The sequence below is a fragment of the Geothrix sp. 21YS21S-4 genome (assembly GCF_030845995.1).
Lineage (GTDB): Bacteria > Acidobacteriota > Holophagae > Holophagales > Holophagaceae > Geothrix.
The window spans coordinates 2,597,113-2,619,176 of record NZ_CP132719.1; the positions used below are offsets into that span (position 1 = coordinate 2,597,113).

20 protein-coding genes are annotated in these 22,064 nt (G+C 68.8%); 10 read left to right on the forward strand and 10 right to left on the reverse strand.

The genetic code is table 11. The annotated features are described in order from the left end of the window. Positions 1 to 34: 34 nt before the first annotated feature. The 3 genes from RAH39_RS11870 to bioA are packed head-to-tail and all read left to right on the forward strand — an operon-like array spanning position 35 to position 2,697. Positions 35 to 724, forward strand: a complete 690-nt coding sequence (locus tag RAH39_RS11870; RefSeq protein WP_306590330.1) for an MgtC/SapB family protein — start codon at positions 35 to 37, stop codon at positions 722 to 724. Position 725: 1 nt separating this feature from the next. Further along, a complete protein-coding gene (gene bioD, locus RAH39_RS11875) occupies positions 726 to 1,328 on the forward strand; it encodes a dethiobiotin synthase (protein ID WP_306590331.1) in 603 nt (200 codons plus the stop codon). 4 nt (positions 1,329 to 1,332) lie between these two features. Next, on the forward strand, positions 1,333 to 2,697 hold the full coding sequence (gene bioA, locus RAH39_RS11880) for an adenosylmethionine--8-amino-7-oxononanoate transaminase (RefSeq protein WP_306590332.1): 1,365 nt from the start codon (positions 1,333 to 1,335) through the stop codon (positions 2,695 to 2,697). A gap of 7 nt (positions 2,698 to 2,704) precedes the next feature. Here bioA and RAH39_RS11885 read toward each other — a convergent pair whose 3' ends face one another. After that, the gene (locus RAH39_RS11885; RefSeq protein WP_306590333.1) at positions 2,705 to 3,604 is read right to left on the reverse strand and encodes an MBL fold metallo-hydrolase; all 900 of its coding nucleotides are present in this window, start codon (positions 3,602 to 3,604) and stop codon (positions 2,705 to 2,707) included. A gap of 88 nt (positions 3,605 to 3,692) precedes the next feature. Here RAH39_RS11885 and RAH39_RS11890 point away from each other — a divergent pair, with 88 nt between their 5' ends. Genes RAH39_RS11890 through RAH39_RS11900 form a run of 3 tightly spaced genes read left to right on the forward strand, consistent with a single transcriptional unit; the run spans position 3,693 to position 6,615 of the window. Beyond that, positions 3,693 to 4,712: a fumarylacetoacetate hydrolase family protein gene (locus RAH39_RS11890; RefSeq protein ID WP_306590334.1), complete on the forward strand. Its 1,020-nt coding sequence runs from the start codon at positions 3,693 to 3,695 to the stop codon at positions 4,710 to 4,712. A gap of 23 nt (positions 4,713 to 4,735) precedes the next feature. Then, positions 4,736 to 5,749 (forward strand): proline iminopeptidase-family hydrolase, encoded by a 1,014-nt coding sequence (locus RAH39_RS11895; protein WP_306590335.1) that lies wholly within the window; start codon positions 4,736 to 4,738, stop codon positions 5,747 to 5,749. Beyond that, on the forward strand, positions 5,746 to 6,615 hold the full coding sequence (locus RAH39_RS11900; protein ID WP_306590336.1) for a flavin reductase family protein: 870 nt from the start codon (positions 5,746 to 5,748) through the stop codon (positions 6,613 to 6,615). Before RAH39_RS11895 ends, RAH39_RS11900 begins: the two co-directional genes overlap by 4 nt. Positions 6,616 to 6,746: 131 nt before the next feature. On the opposite strand, the gene RAH39_RS11905 is transcribed toward RAH39_RS11900, so the two are convergent. The 4 genes from RAH39_RS11905 to RAH39_RS11920 form a co-directional block, all read right to left on the reverse strand. Further along, positions 6,747 to 7,976, reverse strand: coding sequence for an ABC transporter permease (locus RAH39_RS11905; protein WP_306590337.1), 1,230 nt, complete (start codon positions 7,974 to 7,976; stop codon positions 6,747 to 6,749). A gap of 23 nt (positions 7,977 to 7,999) precedes the next feature. Beyond that, positions 8,000 to 9,178 (reverse strand): efflux RND transporter periplasmic adaptor subunit, encoded by a 1,179-nt coding sequence (locus tag RAH39_RS11910; protein WP_306590338.1) that lies wholly within the window; start codon positions 9,176 to 9,178, stop codon positions 8,000 to 8,002. Between the two features lie 151 nt (positions 9,179 to 9,329). Next, the gene (locus tag RAH39_RS11915; protein ID WP_306590339.1) at positions 9,330 to 10,061 is read right to left on the reverse strand and encodes a LytR/AlgR family response regulator transcription factor; all 732 of its coding nucleotides are present in this window, start codon (positions 10,059 to 10,061) and stop codon (positions 9,330 to 9,332) included. Then, positions 10,058 to 11,131 carry a sensor histidine kinase gene (locus tag RAH39_RS11920; RefSeq protein WP_306590340.1) on the reverse strand — a complete coding sequence of 358 codons (1,074 nt, stop codon included), beginning with the start codon at positions 11,129 to 11,131 and terminating at the stop codon, positions 10,058 to 10,060. Before RAH39_RS11920 ends, RAH39_RS11915 begins: the two co-directional genes overlap by 4 nt. Positions 11,132 to 11,559: 428 nt before the next feature. Between RAH39_RS11920 and RAH39_RS11925 the strand changes: the two genes are divergently transcribed. Then, a complete protein-coding gene (locus tag RAH39_RS11925; protein WP_306590341.1) occupies positions 11,560 to 12,264 on the forward strand; it encodes a hypothetical protein in 705 nt (234 codons plus the stop codon). A gap of 36 nt (positions 12,265 to 12,300) precedes the next feature. Here the strand turns inward: RAH39_RS11925 and RAH39_RS11930 are convergent, their stop codons facing one another. From RAH39_RS11930 to RAH39_RS11940, 3 genes are all read right to left on the reverse strand, one after another. Further along, positions 12,301 to 13,182: a mechanosensitive ion channel family protein gene (locus RAH39_RS11930; protein WP_306590342.1), complete on the reverse strand. Its 882-nt coding sequence runs from the start codon at positions 13,180 to 13,182 to the stop codon at positions 12,301 to 12,303. Positions 13,183 to 13,430: 248 nt separating this feature from the next. Then, a complete protein-coding gene (locus RAH39_RS11935) occupies positions 13,431 to 14,573 on the reverse strand; it encodes a homogentisate 1,2-dioxygenase (protein ID WP_306590343.1) in 1,143 nt (380 codons plus the stop codon). Between the two features lie 95 nt (positions 14,574 to 14,668). Next, positions 14,669 to 16,030, reverse strand: a complete 1,362-nt coding sequence (locus tag RAH39_RS11940; protein WP_306590344.1) for an MFS transporter — start codon at positions 16,028 to 16,030, stop codon at positions 14,669 to 14,671. A 144-nt stretch (positions 16,031 to 16,174) separates the two neighbouring features. Between RAH39_RS11940 and RAH39_RS11945 the strand changes: the two genes are divergently transcribed. Then, entirely contained in the window at positions 16,175 to 17,395 is a 1,221-nt protein-coding gene (locus RAH39_RS11945) for a hypothetical protein (protein ID WP_306590345.1), read from the forward strand. A 12-nt stretch (positions 17,396 to 17,407) separates the two neighbouring features. Further along, a complete protein-coding gene (locus RAH39_RS11950; RefSeq protein WP_306590346.1) occupies positions 17,408 to 17,827 on the forward strand; it encodes a type 2 periplasmic-binding domain-containing protein in 420 nt (139 codons plus the stop codon). Between the two features lie 3 nt (positions 17,828 to 17,830). Here RAH39_RS11950 and RAH39_RS11955 read toward each other — a convergent pair whose 3' ends face one another. After that, the gene (locus RAH39_RS11955) at positions 17,831 to 18,217 is read right to left on the reverse strand and encodes a DUF488 domain-containing protein (RefSeq protein WP_306590347.1); all 387 of its coding nucleotides are present in this window, start codon (positions 18,215 to 18,217) and stop codon (positions 17,831 to 17,833) included. 201 nt (positions 18,218 to 18,418) lie between these two features. Between RAH39_RS11955 and pruA the strand changes: the two genes are divergently transcribed. Next, a complete protein-coding gene (gene pruA / locus RAH39_RS11960; protein ID WP_306590348.1) occupies positions 18,419 to 20,050 on the forward strand; it encodes an L-glutamate gamma-semialdehyde dehydrogenase in 1,632 nt (543 codons plus the stop codon). 294 nt (positions 20,051 to 20,344) lie between these two features. On the opposite strand, the gene RAH39_RS11965 is transcribed toward pruA, so the two are convergent. Continuing rightward, positions 20,345 to 22,045 (reverse strand): sensor histidine kinase, encoded by a 1,701-nt coding sequence (locus RAH39_RS11965; protein WP_306590349.1) that lies wholly within the window; start codon positions 22,043 to 22,045, stop codon positions 20,345 to 20,347. Between the last annotated feature and the right edge of the window lie 19 nt (positions 22,046 to 22,064).

The window sequence follows — 22,064 nt, forward strand, 5'->3', positions numbered from 1 at the left end:
CGTTCCCCTGAATGCGTGAAGGGGACGTTCGCCCATGCCCGGAATCTCCCACCTGGAAATGATCCTCCGCGTCGCCGTGGGGGCCGCCCTCGGCGGGGCCATCGGCTACGAGCGCGACCGGCACGGAAGGCAGGCGGGGCTGCGGACGCACCTGATCGTGGCCCTGGCCTCGGCCACGTTCATGGTGGTGTCGGCCCACTTCGCCTTCTTCCAGAACTACGCCGGAACGCCGGGCATCGGCGTGGATCCCTCCCGCATCGCCGCCTCGGTGGTGACGGGGATCGGGTTCCTCGCAGGCGGCACCATCCTCAAGACGGGGCTGAACGTGCAGGGGCTCACCACCGCCGCGGGCCTGTGGCTCGTGGCCGCCATCGGGCTGTGCGCCGGCGCGGGAATGTATCCCCTCGCCCTGGCGGTGACCTTGATGGGCCTGGTGGCCCTGACGGTCTTCCGCATCCTGGAGGGGAAGGACGACCGGATGATGCGCCGGGACGTGGCGCTCCTCCTGGACGAGCACGCGCAGTCGATCCAATCGCTGTTGGCCTCCCTCCACGCCTCCGGCGTCACCGTGTCGGATTTCGACTTCGAGCGCCAGCCCGAGACCTTCCACATCCGGCTCCGGTTCCAATCGAGCTTTTCGATCAGCCTGGGCACCCACGGATTCATCTCGCTCCTCGAAAAGGAGCCCGGTGTCCAGGGCCTCCAGGTCCGGCCGCCGGCCTAGCATGTTCGCCGGCCTCCCCTCCCCCCTGTGGGTCCTCGGCACCGGCACCGGCGTCGGGAAGACCCACGTCGCCACCCGGGTGGCCCGCGCCTGGACCGCCTCCGGCCCCGTCGCCTACCGGAAACCCTTCCAGACCGGCGTGGACCGCCCCGATCATCCCGACGCCGATGCCACCGCCGTGCGGAGCCCGGGGATTTCCGCCGAAAGCCACATCCTGCTGCGGGAGCCCCTTTCGCCCCTGGCCGCCGCCCGCCGCGAAGGGCGGACGCTGGATCTGGAGGCCGCCGCGGCATGGTGCCTGCGCCCGGCGGAGGGCCGCGTCCTGCTGGAGGGCGTGGGTGGCCTGATGGTGCCCCTCGCCCCGAACGTCCACTTCCTGGCCTGGGCCACGGAGCTGAAGCTCCCCTGCGTCCTGGTGGCCCTGGGCGGCCTCGGCACCTTGAATCACACCCTCCTCAGCGCCGAGGCCCTGATGCTCCGCGGGTGGCGGATCGAGGCGGTGCTGCTGAACCCGGGCGCCGACGGATCGCCGCGGACGGCTGCGGAAGAGAACGCCGGCCTCCTGTGCGGCTTCCTGCCGGTGCCGGTCCACGTCCTAAACTGAGCACATGCCCACGCCCCTTCCCTCCGACTGGTCCGATCGCCTGGCCCTGGACCGCGCCCACGTCTGGCATCCCTTCACCCAGATGCAGGTCCACGAGGCGGATCCGCCTGTGCCGGTGGTGGGGGGCGAGGGCTGCGACCTGCTGCTGGCCAACGGCGAGCGGGTGCTGGACGGGATCTCCAGCTGGTGGACCTGCCTCCACGGCCACGGCCATCCGCGGCTGGTGAGCGCCCTGGAACGGCAGGCGGCGAAGCTCGATCACGTGATGTTCGCGGGCTTCACCCACGAGCCCGCCCTGGAACTGGTGGCGCGGCTCCGCCCCAAGCTGCCGCCGAACCTCACCCGCGCGTTCTTTTCGGACAACGGCAGCACGGCCGTGGAGGTCGCGCTGAAGATGGCCTTCCAGGCGCAGCTCCAGCGCGGCGAAAAGGGCCGCGACCGCTTCGGCGCGCTCCGCGGCGGCTACCACGGCGACACCCTGGGCGCCGTGGGCGTGGGCGAGCTGGAGAACTTCATGACGGGACTCTTCCGGCCCCTCCTCCTGAACTGCGAGCGCCTCGACGTCCCCGAGGATCCGCGGCGGGACCTGGCGCCGGATCTCACACACTGGCCCGAGCGCCTGGACGCCGCGCGGCAATCCATCCGCGCCTTCTTCGCCACCCATGGGGAGCGCCTCGCGGCCTTCATCGCGGAGCCCCTGCTCCAGTGCGCCGGCGGAATGCGGATGTGGCCGCCGGAACTGCTTCAGGAACTCCGCGCCCAGTGCGACGCCCACGGCGTGTACCTGGTCCTCGACGAAGTGGCCACGGGCTTCGGCCGCACGGGCACCTTCCTCGCGTCCGAACAAGCCGGCGTGGCGCCCGACCTGCTCTGCCTGTCGAAGGGCCTAACGGGCGGGACGCTGCCGCTGTCGCTCACTTGGGGGACGGAGGAGATCTACGGCCACTTCTGGGGCGAGCCGTCGTCGGGCCGGGCCTTCCTCCACGGCCACAGCTACACGGCCAATCCCGCGGCCTGCGCCGTGGCCTGCGCCAGCCTCGCCCTGTTCGACGACCAGCCCGTCCTGGCGAACGCCGCGGCCCTGCATGGCGCGATGGTGGACGCCTTCACCGCCCTGGCCGGCCATCCTGCGGTTCGCCGGGCGCGGGTCCTGGGCACCATCGGCGCGTGCCAATTGGTGGACCCGGCGACGGGCGAAGCCCATCCTCCCGAGGCCCGCTTCGGGTGGCGGCTCCACCGGCGGGCCCTGGATCGCGGCCTGCTGGTCCGCCCCATCGGCGACTGCCTCTACCTGATGCCGCCGCTGAACACGCCGCCCAAGCGGATCCGCGAAGCCGCGGACACCCTCGGCGATCTGCTGGCGGGTTGAGAGCGGCTTATCGCGTCGGGGTTACATCGACCGCCGCATAGCCCGCGCCCTTGGCGTCGATCCGCACGAGCGCCGGCAGGTGGGCGCCCGCGAGGACCGTCTTGGATTGCGCCGCCCTCCGGAACAGCTCCCGGCGGATCTGGACCGCGGCCCCGCCCTCCACGTCGAAGGAAACGCCCACCTCCGGCCGCTCGAACTGCACCGCGCCGAAGTGGATCAGGTCACCCACGCACCAGAGTTCCCGCCCTTCGGAGGCGAAGGCGTAGACGGTGTGGCCGCCGGTGTGCCCATGCGCCACCACCGCTCGGAGGCCGGGAGCGAGTTCCTCGCCGTCCTCGAAAGTCTTGAAGGCGCCCGCCGTTTCGTACGGCGAGAACTTGGCCTGGAGAATGGCCGTCCTTCCCCGCAGGCGCTCCGGAAGGCGGGAGGGATCCTGGAACCAGAACCGGTGCTCGCTGCGGGGAACCAGCAGCGTCGCCTTGGGAAAGGCGCGGGTCCCGTCGGGCTTCACCAGCCCTCCCACGTGATCGAAGTGGAAGTGCGTGATGAGGATCAGGTCGACCTCCGAGGGAGCCACGCCCGCCGCGGCGAGCTGCGCCTCCAGATGGCCCGAGTCCTCGCCCGGGACGGAGCCCATGCCCGCATCCACGAGAATCGTCTTCCCCGGCATCCGCACGAGGAACGCGTTCACCGGCGTCGATGCGGCGTCCTTCCCGCCCAGCATCCGTCGCGCGTCGGCCGGAGCGATGTCCTTGAGGAGCGAGGCCTCCAGCGAGATCCGCCCATCCTGCAGCGCCCACACCTCCATGCGGCCGAGGCGCACGGGCGCGAGGCGGGAAGGAGCCGGAGGCTGGGCCATGACGGCTCCCTGGACGAGAAGACACGCGAGCAGCGAAGGAAGGCGCATGTCCCAAAGCCTACGCTTCCCCGCCCCGAATGAGGACGCCGGAGTGATGTTTTCACGGGGGTAGACTTGGCTTTTCCCGGAGCGCGCGATGAAGCTGGTGACTTTCCTGCAAGCCGGAACGGAGCGGATCGGGGCCGTCCTGGAGGATGGCCGGATCCTCGATTTCGCCGCCGCGGAACCCCGCCTCGCCGTGGACATGCTCACCCTCATCCGCGACCAGGAGAAGCTACTCCCCCTGGCCCGCGCCCTCGCCGCGGCGCCGCCTGCCACGGCGCTGCTCGACGCGGCCTCCATCCGCCTTCTGGCGCCGGTTCCGCGGCCCCTCTCCATGCGCGACGGCTACGCCTTCCGCCAGCACGTGGCGACCGCCCGCCGCAACCGCGGGCTGGAGATGATCCCCGAGTTCGACCTCTTTCCCGTCACCTACTTCACCAACCACCTGGCCGTGACGGGTCCGGGCGAAGTCGTGGTCCAGGATCAGCACCTCGCGCGCCTGGACTTCGAGCTGGAGGTGGCCGTGGTCACGGGCCGCCCGCTGAAGAACGCCACCCTGGAGGAGGCGGACGAAGCCATCTTCGGGTACATGGTGATGAACGACTGGAGCGCCCGGATGCTTCAGATGGAGGAGATGAAGCTGTCCCTCGGCCCCTGCAAGGGAAAGGACTTCGCCACGAGCCTCGGCCCGTGGCTCGTGACCAAGGATGAACTGGATCTGGAGAAGACCGCCGCGGGCGAGATCCTCCACGCGCGGATGACCTGCGACGTGAATGGACACCGGCTGTCCGACGGGAATGTCGACAGCATGACGTGGACCTTCGCCCAGATCCTCCAGCGCTCCAGCTACGGCATCCAGATGCACCCGGGCGAAGTCATCGGCAGCGGGACCGTCGGAACCGGGTGCCTGCTCGAACTGAACGGCTCCCAGGTCACCGACAACCTGTGGCTCAAAGCCGGGGACGAAGTCGTCCTGGAGGTCGCGGGCCTGGGCCGGCTGGTGAACACCGTCACCCGCGTTCCCGAGCGCCTCACCGGCGTCCCGCCCCACCTCGTGGGCGGCATCCTCCCCGACCTCTACGCCGGCTCGCCCAGCGGCGAGATGGGGGACTGACCTTTCCTGATCCTGGAGGTTCCATGCGCGTCCTCGCCTTCCTCCTCGCCTCCGCGGCCGCCCTGGGAGCCGCCCCGCCCCAGCCGTCCCTGCGGGCCTACTTCGCGGATCCCGCGCCCCTGAAGGAAGGCGGCGTGAAGCTGATTCCCATCCAGACGCCGAAGGGGACGTTCAAGGTCTGGACCAAGCGCTTCGGAAATCATCCGCGGATCAAGGTCCTGCTTCTCCACGGCGGGCCGGGCGCGACGCACGAATACTTCGAAGCGCTGGAGGGCTACCTTCCGCCGGAGGGCATCGAGTTCATCTACTACGACCAGCTGGGCAGCGCGTTCTCGGATCAGCCGAAGGATGCGGACCTATGGACGGCGGGGCGCTTCGTGGAGGAAGTCGAGCAGGTGCGGAAGGCCCTCGGCCTCGACCGGTCCAACTTCTACCTGCTGGGCCACTCCTGGGGCGGAATCCTGGCGGTGGAATACGCCCTGAAGTACGGCGCCAACCTCAAGGGGCTCGTCATCTCGAACATGATGATGAGCATCCCCGACTACAACCGCTACGCGAACGAGGTGCTCGCCAAGGGCATGGATCCGGCGGTGGTGGCGGAGATCCGCGCCCTGGAGGCGAAGGGCCAGTACGACGCGCCCCGCTACATGGAACTGCTGGGCCCCGCCTTCTACGCGAAGCACCTCTGCCGGCTTCCGGAGTGGCCCGACGCGGTGAACCGCGGGTTCGCGCGCCTCAACAAGGAGATCTACGTCCTGATGCAGGGGCCCAGCGAATTCGGCGCCTCCGGCCGCCTGGAGGCCTGGGATCGCAAGGCGGACCTGCCGAAGCTCGCCATGCCCACCCTCGTGATCGGCGCCGCCCACGACACCATGGATCCCGCCCACATGAAGTGGGTCGCCGGCCAGGTGAAGCGCGGCACCTACCTTCACTGCCCCGACGGCAGCCACATGGCGATGTGGGACGATCAGCGCACCTACTGCGAGGGCCTCGTCCGCTTCCTCAAGGCGACGGACGCCGGGGGAAAGCGGCCGTGAGCGTCCGCACGATCCTTCCCTCCGAGCTGGATCCGGCGGCGACCAACGCCCTCCTCTGCGGCGGCGTGGCGCCGCGGCCCATCGCCCTCGCCAGCACCATCTCGGCGGAGGGGATCCGCAACCTGTCACCGTTCAGCTTCTTCAACGCCTTCGGATCGAACCCGCCCACGGTGGCCTTCTCGCCCAACCGGCGGGCGCGGGACGGGACGGTGAAGCACACCTACCTGAACGCCGTGGCCACCGGCGAATTCGTGATCGCCGCGGTGAGCCACGCGATGCTCCATCCCATGAACGTGGCCAGCGCCGAGTGGCCCGACGGCGTGGACGAGTTCCCCAAGAGCGGGCTGACGCCGCTGCCCGCCCGGTTCGTGAAGCCCGCCCTGGTGGCGGAAAGCCCGTTCCAGATGGAGTGCCGGCTGAAGCAGGTGGTGGAGCTGGGCGAAGGCCCCGGATCGGGCCTGATGCTGTTCGGCGAAGTCCTGGCCTTCCACGTGTGCGAGGACTGCTTCCGGGACGGCATCCTCCATCCCGACGCCCTCGACCTGGTGGGCCGGAACGGCGGCGCCTTCTACACCCGCGCCAGCGGGGCCGCGGTGTTCCAGGTACCCAAGCCCGCGGGCCGGCCCCTGGGCTACGACGCCCTGCCGGACGCGCTCCGCCGCAGCCGCATCCTCACCGCCAACGACCTCGGCCAGCTCGCCAACAGCCCCGCCCTGCCCGACCTCGCCGCCGGGGCCGCCCGGCCGGGCGATCCCGCGGATGCCGACGGCTTGGAACGCGGAATTCAGGCGGCGCTGGGCCGGGGCGATCGGGACGAAGCGTGGCGGCTGGCGGCCCTCCGCGTACGCCCCACGGATTGGGCGTGATACCCATGGGCGATCAAGACCCCAATTTTTTTCTCACCACCAAGATCCCAAGAAAAGCTATATCCACTGGGGATGCGGTTCTTGGCGTCTTGGTGGTGAGCTTATTTTTTGAATGCAAAGCGGTATGAACCCTACTCGTGCCGCAGGGCGTCGATCACGTCCAGGCGCGAGGCCTTCACCGCCGGAAGCAGGCCGGCGGCGAGCCCGATCACGGAGCTGAATCCCAGCCCCAGGGCCACGGCCCAGGGCTGGGTCACGGCGGGAATGGCGAAGAAGCGATCCATGACGGCATTGGCCGCGGCCGCCAGGACGACGCCGGCGGCGCCTCCCAGGGCCGCGACCAGGGTGGCCTCCACCAGGAACTGCAGGAGCACGCTCCGGCGCGTGGCGCCCACGGCGCGGCGGACGCCGATCTCGCGGGTGCGGTCGGTGACGCTCACCAGCATGATGTTGGAGATCCCGATGCCGCCCACGATCAGGGAGATGCCGGCGGCGAAGGCGAGGAACGCCGTCATCACGTCCGCCTGCTGGTTCATCATCTTCACCAGGTCGTCCTGCTTGCGGATGGTGAAGGGCGATTCCTCGCCGGCCGCGAGGCGCAGCCGCTGGCGCAAGAGGGCCGTGATCTCCCGCTCCGCCGCGGCGGCCTGCCCTTCCCGCGCGCTGACGAGGATGTTCTGGATGCGGTCGCGGCCCATGATCTTGCGCATGACGGTGGAGTAGGGCGCCACCACCACGTCGTCCTGGTCGCCCATCATCCCGGCGCCCTTGGATTCCAGGACGCCGATCACCTCGAAGGGCAGGCGGCCGATGCGGATGGTCTGGCCCGTGGGATCTGCGACGCCCGGAAACAGGTTCGTCGCGACGGTCGTGCCCAGGAGGCAGACCTTCGCCTCGCGGCGCACTTCGCCGGTGGTGAAGGGCCGCCCCACGCGGAGGCTCCATCCCTGGATCCTCATGAACGAGGTCCCGGCGCCCTGGACGCTGGTCACGTAGCTGTTGTTGCGGAACACCGCCGCGGCCGAGGTGCGGACCTGGGGCATGGCCGCCGCGACGCCGGATCCGCCGAGTTCCTGCTCGATCAGCGCCGCGTCCTCCTCCCGCAGGACCTCCACGCTCCCGATGGCCATGGGGCCCATCCGCGTGTTCCCTCCGGCGCTGCCGCCGTTGAACACGATCAGGGTGTTGGAGCCCATCGTCTGGATGAGCCGCAGCGACGCGCGGCGGGAGCCCTCGCCGATTCCGATCATGGCGATGATGGCGCCCACGCCGATGACGATCCCCAGCATGGTCAGGGCGGTCCGCGTCTTGTTGCGGCGGATGGCGAGCAGCGCGAGGGAGGCGAGTTCCCGATGGTCCATGGACATCCTCGAAGGGCGTTCGATCAGGGCGGGGGCGGGCCGCCGGGCCCCTTGGGCCCCAGCGGGGACGCGGCGGCGGAGGCGGCCTTGGTATCCTTGGCGGAGGGCTGGACGCCCGTCGCCACCGCCATCCCCTCCCGCAGGTCGGAGCCGGAGACCTCCGTGAACTGGCCGTCGCTGAGTCCCGCCGTCACAGCCACGGGGCGGAGCGAGCCGTTCTCCGCGAGCCACAGCCGCTCCTGGCCCAGGGCGGCGACAGTTCCCTGGACCGTCCCGGGATCGAACCGCAGCGCCAGGTTCGGAACGCGCAGAACGTCCGTCCGCCGCGCGGTGGTGATGTCCACGTGGGCGGTCATGCCGGGATACAGGATGTAGTCCCCGCGCGAGGTTCCCGCCCGCGGGACGTTGGCCACGTCCATCACCACCGTGTAGGTCACCACGTTGTTGCTGGTGGTCGGATTGAGCTGGACCTCCCGCACGCGGCCCTCGAAGGTGCGGTCCGGGAAGCTGCTGACGGTGAAGGCCACGGACTGCCCCGCTTCCACCTGGCCGATGTCCGCCTCGTCAATGGCCGCCTTGAGCTGCATCTGCGACAGATCCTGGGCGATCACGAACAGGCTGGGCGTGCTGAAGCTGGCGGCCACCGTCTGGCCCACGTCCACCACCCGCGAGACCACCACCCCGTCCACCGGGGCGCGGATGGTGCAGTACGCGAGGTTGATCTCCGCCTTGACGCACTCCGCGCGGGCGGCGTCCAGAACCCCCTGGGCGCTCTGGAAGGCCGAGACCCGGGCATCGAGATCGGAGGCCGACACCAGCTTGGCTTCCCCCAGCGCGCGGTAGCGGGCGAGGTCCGCCTTGGCGTTGTCGTAGGCCGCCTGCGCCTTGAGCACCGCGGCCTTGGCGCCGCTGAGCTGCGCCTCGGAGACCGTCGGATCGATCAGGGCGATGATCTGGCCCTTCTTCACGAGGCTGTTGAAGTCCGCGTACAGCGCCGTGACGACGCCGGAGACCTGCGTTCCCACGGACACCTGGATCAGCGCGTTCAGGGTGCCGCTGGCCTTGATGTGCTGGGCGACGGCCCCGCGGTCCACCTGGACGGTGCGCCAGGCGGGCGCCGGGGAGCGTTTCAGGGCGTAGGTCGCCGCGAGGAGCGACGCGGCCCCCAGGACAAGGACGAGGCTTGCCGCGCGGATTCGCATGGGAAGGATCTCCATTGGGCCGCGAGGACCGGCCCGGACTGGAGTCAGGATGCGCCGTCCGGGCCCGTTCCGCCCGTCCCGCGGCCCCAGCCGTAGCTGGGCGGGGGCGAATGTCGCGGAGGAACCGCCGAATGCGGAAGGAGCTTCCGGATCAGATGCCCAGCCGCTCCCGCAGGCGCGGCGCGCCGCCTCGGCTGGCTTCGATCTCCGCGCCGCCCAGCAGGCGGATGATGGCCCGCCCGCCCGGGGCCGGCTTGAGCCCGATCACCGCCTCGGGGCGCACCAGCAGGTGACGGTGGACGCGCAGCAGCCCGGAGCCGGGAAAAGCCGCCTCCACCTCCGCCAGCGCGGTCCACGGCGTGCGGAGGCGACCGCCCGCGTGGGCCCAGACGACTTCGTTGTCCACCTCGAAATGGGTGGTCTTCGCCAGGTCCACCAGGACGATGCCCCCACCCGCCTGCACCGGATAGCGCAGCGGCCCCGCGGGCGCCGCGGGCGCGGGATCGGCGGGCGCCGCGCCACGCCGGGCCAAGGCGCGGGTGAGGGCCCGCTCCAGGCGCGAGGCGGTGACGGGCTTCAGCAGGTAGTCCACCGCTTCGGCGTCGAAGGCCTCCACCGCGTGTTCGGAGTGGGCGGTGGTCAGCACCACGGGGATCCGGTCGCCGAAGGCCTTCAGCAGGGCCAGCCCGTCGACGTTCGGCATGTGGATGTCGAGGAAGAGGACATCCGCCTCGCCCCGGTGGCGCAGCCAATCCAGGGCGCTCTTCCCGTCGGCGAAGGTGTTCACCACCGAACAGCCGGCCTCCTGGAGGAGGCGCACGAGCCGCTTGCGACTCAGGGCCTCGTCCTCGGCCACCAGCACCCGCAGGCCCCGTCCGTTCATGCCCGTCCCTCCGGCGCCCAGCGCAGGCGCGCCACTGTCCATTCTCCCCGGGATTCCAGGTCGAAGGCCGCTTCCGGATCCGCCAGCAGCCGCAGGCGGGCCTCCAGATTGCTCAGCCCCACGCCCCGCGGGACCGCCGGATCCAGGGGCCGGCCGGTGTTCTCCACCATCAGTTCGAGGCGCTCGCCGACCCGCCCGCAGGCGATGCGGACGTCCCCTCCCGCTTCGCAGGGGCTGATGCCGTGCTTGATGGCGTTCTCCACCAGGGTGAGCAGGAACAGGGGCGGAACCGGCGTCCCGTCGGCCCACTCGGGCCACGTCCATTCGGCGCGCAGGCGATCCCCCAGCCGCATCTGCTCCATGGCCAGGTAGGCCTCCACCAGGCGGCGCTCCTCGCCCAGGGCCACCCGCTCCCGCGTTCCGTGGAGGGTGAGCCGCCGGTAGAGGTCGGCGAGCTGGGTGATGACTTCCTCGGCCGCCAGGGGATCCTCGCGGATCAGCTCCGACAGGCCGCTCAGGGCGTTGTACAGGACGTGCGGATCGAGCTGGTTCTGGAGCGCCTTCGCCTCGGCCTGGCGGAGCAGCCCGGCGGTCCGGCGCTCCCGGGCCTCCATCCGCTCCTTTTCCGCGAGAACCCACCCCACGACGATGGCGAAGGCCACGTTCATCAGGCCCAGGCCCCAGCCGGGATCGGGGCCCCGCGGGTGCGCGTGGTGGGAAGGCCCGCCCTCCGACCAGGCGGGCGGCGGCGGGGGAACCGGCCGCAGGCTGCGGAAGGCGAAGAAGAGCGCCGCCACCCACGCCGCGTTGAACACCACCGCCAGGAACAGCCCCCGCAACTGCGCGCCGCCGCCCTGCTTGCCCGCGGCCCACTGCCAAGGCAGCGGCGCCAGGGCGAGGTGAAGGTAGATCGCCGCGAAGGGGAACGCCCATTCCAAGAGGACCACCGGATGACGGCTGTCCAGGGCGCGGAAGATGCAGAACATTCCTCCCACCAGGAGGACGAGGGCGCCGTTCCAGCGGTCGGTCAGCCGCCGGGCCAGCGATCGCAGGATCCATTCTTGCCGCACGTCGACGCCCCCGGGCTTCCGCCTCCAGGAAAGCAGGAATCCCGGCCAACGGCACGGATCCGCCGCCGGATGTCGCGTCCGTCCCGCCGGATGTCGTCCCGCGCGGGGCCGGCGTCGGCGGCAAAACGGACGTTTGGCGGGCCTCCGGAATTCCCCGTGATCCGCGCCTGGCGCTTCTTGCCTCGTGACGATGTAAAACGAGTCTGGGCGCGGCTCTTCGAGGGCCCTTCCGTTCGGATGGCGCTCGGCGGAGGAGGCCTGCGGTTCCATCCGTCTTCCTTTCCGCGACGTTCGGCGGCGTTCCGCAGCCATCGGGCCCCGGGGGCTCGGCTTCCGCGCCCCGTCGCCCGATAGGGGAGGACCGGTTTTGGCCGACCGTTTGCGGGGTAGCGGCGGAGCCGTGCTCCCCATCACCCAAGGAGGGAAACATGAACGTGTCGTCCGTCGGGGCCTCCCAAAGCCTCGACTACCTTTCGCTCTTGAGCACCAAGAGCCGCTCCAGTTCGTCGAGCACCAGCAGCAGCTCCGACAGCACGACGGACACCCTGAGCCTGTCCCTCCAGGCGCTGATGATGTCGTCATCTCAGATCCAGGGCACCAATCCCTTCAAGACCGACTTCGACAACCTGGGCTCGCTGATCCAGTCCGGGGACTTGGATGGGGCGAAGAAGGCCTACGCCTCCATGCAGGAGAAGATGCAGGCCCACGGATCGAACGGCGGCGGGAACCAGTCCATGGACGAGAGCTTCGCGGCCATCGGCAAGGCCCTGGATTCCGGCGACACCAGCGCGGCCCAGTCCGCCTGGAGTTCCATGCAGACCCAGCTCCAGTCCATGGGCGGAGGCGGTTCCAACGGGACCAATCCCTTCGAGCAGGACATGACCCAGCTGGGCAAGCTGCTCGACTCCGGCGACGTGGACGGCGCCAAGAGCCTGTACCAGACCATGCAGAGCCACATGAAGTCCCACCAGCCCCCGCCCCAGGGCGGCCAGTCCGGCAGCAACGGAACGGACGCCTCGTCCAGCCTGTCGGCCATCGGGGATGCCCTCGATTCCGACGACCTGAGCGCCGCCCAGGACGCCTGGACCGCCATGATGCAGGAACTTCAGAAGCGGAGCACCGCCAGCATCTGATCGAAACGGGCGGCGGGGCGCACCTGCCCCGCCGCCTCACTCTCCTGAGTCGGCCAGTTCCAGCGGCACGGCGGGATCGCCCCGGTGGTGGACCACCCGCTGGGGATAGGGGATCTCGATCCGGGCGTCGCGGAAGGCCAGCAGGATCCGCCGCCGCAGTTCCCGCGCCACTTCCCACTGGGCGCCGGGCGCGGTCTTGGTAAGGGTGCGGACGGTGTAGCCGCTGGCCCCCAGGATCTCGATGCCCTTCACTTCCAGGGGCTCCAGCGCCCGGGTGGGATGGGCCTCGTGGACCGCCCGGCCCGCCTCCCGCAGCACCTCGAAGACCTGGTCCGGATCGGTCTCGTAGCTGACCTCCACATCCACCAGCGCCCGGGCGAAATCCTTGGAGAGGACCACGACGCGGACGATGGAGCCGTTCGGCACGAAGTGGGCCCGGCCCTCGGAATCGCGGAGCTGGGTGATCCGCAGCGTCATGCGCTCCACGGTCCCCACGTGCTTGTCGTCCACATTGACGATGTCGCCCACGCCGAACTGGTTCTCCATCAGCAGGAAGAACCCGCTGATGACGTCCTTCACCAGGCTCTGGGCGCCGAAGCCCAGCGCCACGCCCGCCACGCCGGCGCCGGCCACCAGGGGGCCGATGTTGACCCCGAACTCCTGCAGGGTCATCAGCAGGAAGAAGGCCACCACCACGACCCGCGCGGCGTTGGTGAGGACGGATCCGAGGGTCTCGGCCCGGCGCTCGGCATCGGAGGTCACGTCGTCGTTCCCGTCGTCCACGGCCCGGCGGACGGCGCGGACCACCAGGGCCACGCCCCAGAGGATCGCCAGGCAGGTGAGCAGGACGAGGCCCAGCTTCTGGGCCTTGATCCAGAGGCCCTGGACGGCAATGGGCTGGAGGAACGAAGTGAACATGGGCATTCCGAAGGATTAGCCTATCAGAGGTGCGGGCGGGACCTGACTGGCCCATGGCGAATCAATCGTTGAATTTCACAATGGCGCGCCGGCATCCAAAGGCCCAAATTGGGATCTCATCGCCAGCCACCCCTCCGGAGATCGCGAGATGACCATCGACCGCCGCAAGCACCACGGGCCCTTCCGCCTCCTGTACATGGACCTCCGGGCCTTCCTCAACCGCTACCTGGGATGGGGGAGCGCCTGATCTATTTCCAGCTCGCCCAATAGTTGACGTTCTCCACCAGCTGGGCGGCAGGGGTCGCTTTCAAGGGGCGGAACGCATCCACCATGACCGCCACCTCATCGGTGCGGTCTTTGGTGCGGCTGAGGGGGATGGCCTTGGGGTGGGGCCCGTGGTGGATGCCCTGGGGGTGCCAGGTCATCATCCCCGCGCCGATGCCGTCGCGGCTGAAGAAGTGGCCCGCCGAATAGAACAGGACCTCGTCGTAGTCGATGTTGGAGTGGAAGAAGGGCACCCGCACGGCGCCCTCCTCCTCCTCGAAGGGCCGGGGCAGGAAGGAGCAGATCACGAAGTTCTGGGCGACGAAGGTGCTGTGGGCGCTGGGGGGCAGGTGGTACCGGGCGCTGACCACCGGGCGGATGTCCTTCACGTTGATCCGCCACACCGTGAGGTCGCCCTTCCACCCCACCACGTCCAGGGGATTGAAGGGGTAGAAGACCTTCGTGATCTGGTTCTCGCGCTTGATGTGGACCGCCCATTCCCGGGGCGCGGCGTCGTAGGGCTCCAGCTCCGGCGTGTCCACCATGGCGGGATCGAAGATGGCGTTGGGTCCCAGCTGGTTGCGGTCGGGAATGGTGACTTCGCTGAAGCTCTCGATCAGCAGGTAGCGCTGGTCGCCGGCATCCGGCAGGAAGCGGTAGGTGGTCCCCCGGGGGATCACCAGGTAGTCGCCGGTGGCGTAGGTCAGGGCGCCGAACGTCGTCTCCAGTTTCCCGGCGCCGCCGTGGATGTAGTAGACGTCGTCCCCATCGGCGTTCCGGTAGAAGAAGTCCATGGCCGCCGGCACCACCCAATGCAGGGCCACGTCCCCGTTGTGCAGGATGCAGATGGGCGCGAACGCCGCTTCCGTCGACCCGAACATCGACGCGCGGAGGGCTTCGTCCGCCGAGGGCTTCAGCCCGTTGAGATCGTAGCTGTGGGGGCGCAGCGGCCCCTCGATCCGCGTCCAGTCCGTCACCGGATGCAGGCGGTAGAGGTGCGTCGTGCGGCCGAAGAATCCGTTCCGCGCGTGCTCCTCCTCGAACGTGCCCTCCGGCAGGTCCACATGCGCCTGGCGCGTGTGGAGACCCTTGCGGAGGGGGAAGAGAGGGGTTTCCTTCTTCAGCATGGGGACCTCGGAGGAATCTCCCATTATCCCTCAAAAAGAGTTCAATTCCCCTTCGCTTCTCCGTCCTTCTCCGCTTCCGTGGAGCCCTGTCCTTCTCAACTCTGCTTCTGCAGCCAGCGGTTGTAGATCCACAGGCTGAGCGCGCTGCCGAGGCCGAAGAGGGTGAGGATGATCCAGCCGGTGGCGGCGGCTTTGGAATCCAGCTTCAGGAGGCCGTCCGCCTGCTTTTCCGCGCCGGCGCACATCACGCGGTTGAACAGCCACGCGCCCGCGGGGCCGCCCACCAGGCTGCCGATGGCCATGGGCAGGTTGGCGTAGCCGAGGAACAGGCCCTCCTGGCCCTTGGGCGCGAGGGAGCCGAGGTACTCGTAGAGGCGGCTGGAGGCGAACAGCTCTCCGAAGGCGATCAGCGCCACCGTCAGGATGATGAACAGGCTGCCGACGGGCAGGAGGACGCCGGCCGTCACGCCCCCGGCCATGAACAGGGGCGCCACGTTGATGAGCATGGAGAGGCCGATGATCACCGTGCCCACGATGATGGATTTGATGGGCGGCAGCTTCCCGAACAACTTCGTGATGAGCAGCTGGAACACGACGATGGTGATGGGGTTGGCCATGGTGTAGAGGTCCATGGCGGGGCTCAGCTCCACGGTCTTCTTCACGTAGAGGGGCAGGACGTTGTAGACCTGGTTGTAGATGAAGTAGAAGCCGCTGCTCACCAGCATGAACATCGTGAAGCGGCCGCTCCGCAGCACCTTGAAGATGCCGAGGAGAACCTCTCCCACCGTGCGCTTGGGTTTGGCGGGATCCACGGCGGGCTCGGGATCGCGGTAGAGGAGCAGGACCACGAGGAAGGCCAGGACGGCCGCCACCATCGACACGATGAAGATGGTGTCGAGCTTCCCCAGTTTCGTGCGCACGAAGAAGGCCGTGAGGCGGCCGAACACGCTGCCGACGTTGATCACCATGTAGAAGATCGCGAAGGCCAGCGTCGCCTTGCCCATGTGCGTGCGCTGCACGGTGCCCGCGATGCAGGGCTTCACGAAGGAACCGCCGATTCCCACCAGCAGGATCGCCAGCGCCACAGGCACCATCACGCCCGCGCCCGCGGTGACGTCCTTTCCGGCCTGGAGCGCGAGGACATGCCCGCCGAACCACACCGGATAGCCCATCAGGAAGTAGCCGCCCACCAGCAGGACGCAGGCCATCAGGAGGCTGCGGCGGAAGCCGATCTGATCCGCGATGGTCCCGCTCAGGATGGGAAGGAAGTAGACGAGGAACCAGAGGATCCCGTTGAGGGTGCTGGGCCAGTAGTCGCCGAGGCCCAGCCGGCCCAGGTAGATGACGATGAAGCTGGCCATCGAGTAGTAGGCCGCGCGTTCGAACAATTCCGTAACATTCGCGTTCCAATAAGTCGCGGGAAAGGCATATTTCCCACCGGCGGATGGCTGGCTCATGGCTACCTCGAGGTCACGCCAAAGTGTGGCATGAGTTTTCCACAACCCCGCATGGGGGCTCACGTTCCGCACGAAGGTGCCGAACAGAAAGTCATCTTCGCTCCCCCGCCGGCGAGATTGAGGTCGATCGACCTTGGAGGTTCCATGCTTCGACGTTTCCCTTCGACCCGCGCCCTGCCGCCGGCCCTGCTGTGCCTCACGGCGCTGGCGGCCTCCGCCCAGGAGACGTCCTTCAAATTCCGCGGATTCGGCACCCTGGCCGCCACGCATTCCAGCGAGAAGAACGCGGACTTCACGTCGAACTTCTCCCAGCCGAACGGCCCGGGATTCACGCGCTCCGTGGACTTCGGCGTGGATTCGCACGTGGGCCTCCAACTGGACGTGGCCCTGCCCGCCCAGTTCAGCGCGGCGGTCCAGGTGATCTCCGAGCGGCGCTACGACAAGACCTTCGAGCCCTACATCAACATGGCGCACCTCAAGTACCAGGCCCTTCCCGGGCTGGCGTTCCGCGCGGGCCGGATGCCGTTTTCCGCCTACCTCATCTCCGACTATCAGAAGGTGGGCTACTCCACGCCCTGGGTACGGCCGCCGGTGGAGGTCTACCAGTTCAATCCCCTGACCTTCTTCGACGGCGCCGACATCCTGTGGAAACAGCAGGTCGGCTCAGTGGCCCTTTCCGGCCAGTTGCTGGCGGGCACCACCGAAGCCAAGGTCCCCCTCGCGGGCGGCACCGCCACCTTCAAGGGCAAGGACGCGATGGCCGCCAACGTCACTGCCGAGGTCGGCCACGCCACTTTCCGGGCCTTCTACCTCCAGATGAAGGGCACCGTCGACAGCGCGGCTCTCGACGGCCCTGCGGGGCCCTTCGCGCTGCTGCGCGGCCTGCCGCCTGCCTACGGAGGGAATGCCGCCCTCGCGGACCAGTACCAGGTCAAGGGCGACCGCATCACCTACGCCAGCGTGGGCTTCAACTACGATCCCGGCGATTGGTTCGTGATGGGGGAGGCCGCCCGCAACGCCGGCGACGAGAACATCCTGTTCCACACCACCGCGGGCTACGTCACGGGCGGCTATCGGCTCCAGGCGTGGACCCCCTACCTCACCGTGGCCAAGAAGCGCACGGACTCCCCCACCACCAGCGCCAATCCCATCGCGAGGGCCCTGATCGTCGACAACGATCACGCCCAGAGCAGCGTGGGCGCGGGCCTCCGGTGGGACTTCGCCTCCAGCGCGGACCTCAAGCTCCAATTCGATCGCGTGAACCAGCCGGCGGGTTCCACCGGAACGTTCGTCAATCGCCAACCGGCATTCCAACCGGGCGGCAGCTACAACCTGATCACCGCCACCCTCGACTTCGTGTTCTAAAGGGAGGAGCAGATGACGATCCGATCCCTCGCCGGAATGGCCACCGCGATTCTCATCGGGGCCACCGCCCACGCCCAGGTGGTGGTCATCGTGTCCGCCAAGAACCCCATCTCCAAGCTGAGCCCCGACCAGATCGCGCCCATCTTCCTGGGGCAGGCGGTCACCTTCTACAACGGGGGGAAGGCCGAGCCCCTCGACCAGGCCGAAGGGTCCCCGCTGCGGGACGAGTTCTACCGCCAGTTGGCCGGGAAGAACGCTGCCCAGCTCAAGGCCCACTGGGCCAAGCAGACCTTCTCCGGAAAGGGCCAGCCCCCCAAGGCCCTCCTCACCAACGAGGAAGTCGTGAAGATGGTGGCCGAGAATCCCAAGTACATCGGCTACGTGAACAAGGCCGCCGTCAATGCCAGCGTGAAGGTGGTGTTCGGGCCCTGAGCCTCAGCGGAGTTCCGCGCCCCGCTCCGCCAGCAGTTCGCGGAGGACGGAGCGGTGGCAGCGGGCCTCGTCCTCGCAGTAGCAGCCCACCGCCAGATCCGTCCGGTGCGACAGCGCGGCGAGGAGATCCAGCAGCCGGGCCCGTTCCGGCTGGGCCATCTCCGCGCGGTATTTCTTCCTGAAGGCGGCCCAGTCGCGGTCGCTGGCGGCGGCCTGGGCCTCCTTCACCAGCCCCTCGCTGGGGGCCGCCTCCGGCATCCACAGGTCGTAGAAATCGCGGGCGGCGAACTCCGCCTTGGGAACGCCCCGGGGCGGGCGGCGCACCGTCCCCAGCCGGAGCCCCTCCCCCGGTTCCCTCGGACTGCCCAGGCGCACCACGCGGACGGCCACGGTTCCTCCTCGCAAGCGGTCCCTTAGGATTCCCCTCCGGTCCGGAATCCGTCCAGGGGCATGGCGTTTTTGACAATGCGTCAAGCCCGTATCCGCCCTCGGCGGAGGCGAAAGCGGGATTCGGCGTCCAACCCCACCCGCCGGTATTCTGGATGGATGCCGGCACGGCCGACCCGCTCCGCCGGAAGGAGATTCCATCCCATGTCCAATGCCATCTTCAGCCTGCCCACCCCCCACAACGAGCCCATCCTCTCCTACGCCCCCGGCTCGAAGGAACGCGCCCTCCTCAAGGCCGAACTGGAGCGCCAGTCCGCGGTGGAGCTGGACATTCCCCTGATCATCGGCGGGAAGGAAGTCCGCACGGGCCGCACCAAGGCCGCCGTCTGCCCCCACGACCACCAGCACGTCCTGGCCCGCTACCACGAGGCCGGCGAGACCGAAGTGCGCATGGCCATCGACGCCGCCATGGCCGCCAAGAAGGACTGGGAAGCCACGCCCTGGGAGGACCGCGCCGCCGTCTTCCACAAGGCCGCCAGCCTGATCTCCTCCAAGTACCGCTACATCCTGAACGCCGCGACCATGCTGGGCCAGTCGAAGAGCGCCTTCCAGGCGGAGATCGACAGCACCTGCGAAGCGGCGGACTTCTTCCGGTTCAACACGAAGTTCATGGAAGAGATCTATCGGCAGCAGCCCCAGTCCGATCCCCAGGTCTGGAACCGGATGCAGTTCCGCGCGCTGGAAGGCTTCGTGTTCGCGGTGACGCCCTTCAACTTCACCGCCATCGCCGCCAACCTGCCCACGGCCCCCGCCATGATGGGCAACACCGTGGTGTGGAAGCCGGCGTCGACTTCCGTGGTGTCCAACTACTACCTCATGCAGCTCTACAAGGAAGCGGGCCTCCCCGACGGCGTGATCAACTTCCTGCCCGGCCGCGGCTCCATGATCGGCAAGCTGGTGATCGAGGATCCCAACCTCGCGGGCCTCCACTTCACCGGCTCCACGGGCGTGTTCAACGACATGTGGAAGACCATCGGGAACAACCTGGACCGCTACCGCGCCTATCCCCGCCTGGTGGGCGAGACCGGCGGGAAGGACTACATCTTCGTCCACGCCAGCGCCGACGTCGAAGCCGCCGCCTCCGCCATCGTCCGCGCCGGATTCGAGTACCAGGGCCAGAAGTGCTCCGCCTGTTCCCGCGTCTACGCGCCCGCTTCGCTGTGGGCCGAGCTGAAGAAGCGGGTGCTGGAGCTGATGGCCGGCATCCGCATGGGTGACGTCCGCGACTTCCGCAACTTCTTCAACGCCGTCATCGACGAGCCCGCCTTCGACAGCACGATGAAGTACATCGAGCTGGCGAAGCAGGCGCCGGACGCCGAGATCCTGGTGGGCGGCAAGGGCGACAAGTCCAAGGGCTACTTCATCGAGCCCACCATCATCCTCACCACCAACCCCAAGTTCGTGAGCATGGAAGAGGAGATCTTCGCGCCCGTCGTCACCGTCTACGTCTACGACGACGCGAAGCTGGACGAGACCCTGCGCCTCCTGGACGAGACCTCGCCCTACGCCCTGACCGGCGCGATCTTCGCGACCGACCGCTACGTGATCAACCACCTGACCGAGGCCCTGGCCAACAGCGCGGGGAACTTCTACATCAACGACAAGTGCACCGGCGCCGTGGTCGGCCACCAGCCCTTCGGCGGGGCCCGCACCTCGGGCACCAACGACAAGGCCGGCAGCTTCCTCAACCTGGTGCGCTGGACCTCCCCGCGCACCATCAAGGAGAGCTTCACGCCCCCCTACGACCTGAGGTTCCCCTTCCTCGAAGCGGAATAGGCTTCCCCCGTCCCTCGGAGCCTCCGGAATCCCACAATTCCGGAGGCTCCTGGAATGCCGGGTCCAAAAGACAAGGATCACCGCCAATCCCCACAGGCGATCAAGGCCAGGGTTTTCTTTTCACCACCAAGGCACCAAGAAAAGCTCTACTTCCTGGGGATGCCTTCTTGGTGCCCTTCGCGTCTTGGTGGTGATCCTTATTTTTTGAATGAAAAGGAGTACAAGACGCCAAGAAGACAAAGACAGGGTTTTTGCAGGTCTTGGCGCTCTTGGCGGTGAAAAAAAAATTGGATGTCAGGCGCGCTCGAGCATCAGCCCTTCGGCGGAGGACATCAGCGGCAGGAAGATGCTGAACCGCGATCCCTTGCCGGGTTCGCTGGCCACTTCCAGCCGGCCGCCGCCCTCCTCCACGAGGGCCCGGAGGGAGGGCAGGCCCAGGCCCGTCCCCTTGCCCAGGGGCTTGGTGGTGAAGAAGGGATCGAAGATCCGCTCCAGGACTTCCGGCGTCATGCCGGTCCCGGAATCGGCCACGTCGATCTTCGCCACATCGCGCTCGGGAGCGGGAGCCGCCCGGATGGTGAGGCGGCCGCCGGCGGGCATGGCGTCGCGGGCGTTGGCCACCAGGTTCACCAGCATCTGCTCCAGCCGGGGACGGGAGCTGAGGACCACCAGGGCTTCCTCGGCGGGCACCTCGATGAGCAGTTCCACCGTCCGGGGGAGGATCATCCGCAGGGTCGTCTCCATGTCCCGCAGCTCCCAGGTCAGATCCGTAGGCGCGACCTCTTCCGCTTCCCGGCGCACGAACCGCATCAGCCGGCCCGTGAGATCCGCCGCCCGCTCCGCGGTCACGGTGATCCGGGAGAGGTCCGCCAGGGCCGGCGGGCGGCCGCTCTCCAGGTTGAGGACGGCCATCTCGGCGGCGCTCTTCATGACGCTGAGGAGGTTGTTCAGGTCGTGGGCCAAGCCCGCGCCCATCAGCGCCAGGGTGTTCAGGCGCTCGGTGCGGAGCAGCGCCTCCTGGGCCTCCTCCAGAGCCTCGGTCCGCTGGCGGACCCGGTCCTCCAGGGTCGCGCGGGCGGCCCGCAGGTCCCGAATGGCCTGGAGCTGCCGCAGCAGCAGGAGCGCCACGATGGCGAGGAAGATCCCGAAAGCGCCCCGCAGCAGCTCCATGGACGCCCCGGGCAGCAGGACGCCGAGAACCCCCATCGCCACCACGATGGGCAGGTAGGGGAACAGGTCTTCCACCTTGCGTTCCACGGGCCGGGGGTTCTCCACCCAGGACCAGGCCGCCAGGCCCTGGAAGAGGGGAATGCCCCCCGCCACGACGATCCAGCCCGCTGCCGCCGGCACGGGCGGAAGGCCCGCCAGGGTCCAGCAGGACAGGCTGGCGAGCCACGCCAGGGCCGAGCCCCCCAGCCACCGGAGGGGCGCGATGGTCCGCCCTGCGCGGCCCGACACCATGAAGATGAGGCCCCCGCCCAGCAGGGCGGCGTTCAGGTAGGCCGCCATCACCCGCAGGCCCATCCCCTGGACCGAGGCCCGCAGGGAGCCCTGGACGCCCATCATCCAGAGCAGGAAGAGCACAGCCCCCGCGAACAGCAGGCCATCCAGCGCGCGCCGCCGGAAGGCCTTCGCCTGCTCCGCCTCCTTGGGGAAGCTGAGGACGCCCGCGAGCCCCAGGATGCCGGTGGCGGCGCTCAGGAGGCTGACGACGGATGAGGCCGCGGGAAGGTGCCGCCCTCCACTCAGGAAGGTCACGAGGAGGTTGGGGATTTCCAGAAAGCTGGCGACCGCCAGGAGGGTCCAGGCGGGACGTTCGGCCCCCTCCGTCCGCCATGCGCGGTACGCGAGGCTGGCGGTGGCCAGGACCTCCAGCAGCATGTAGCTGAGGGGCCAGACCTGGACGCGGCGCTCGGGAGATTGGGTCAGGTGCAGCAGGGCCAACAGGATCCACGTCCCCACCAGCACGCCCCGGGCCACCCACACCGCGGACACATCCCGGGTTCCGGGGCCG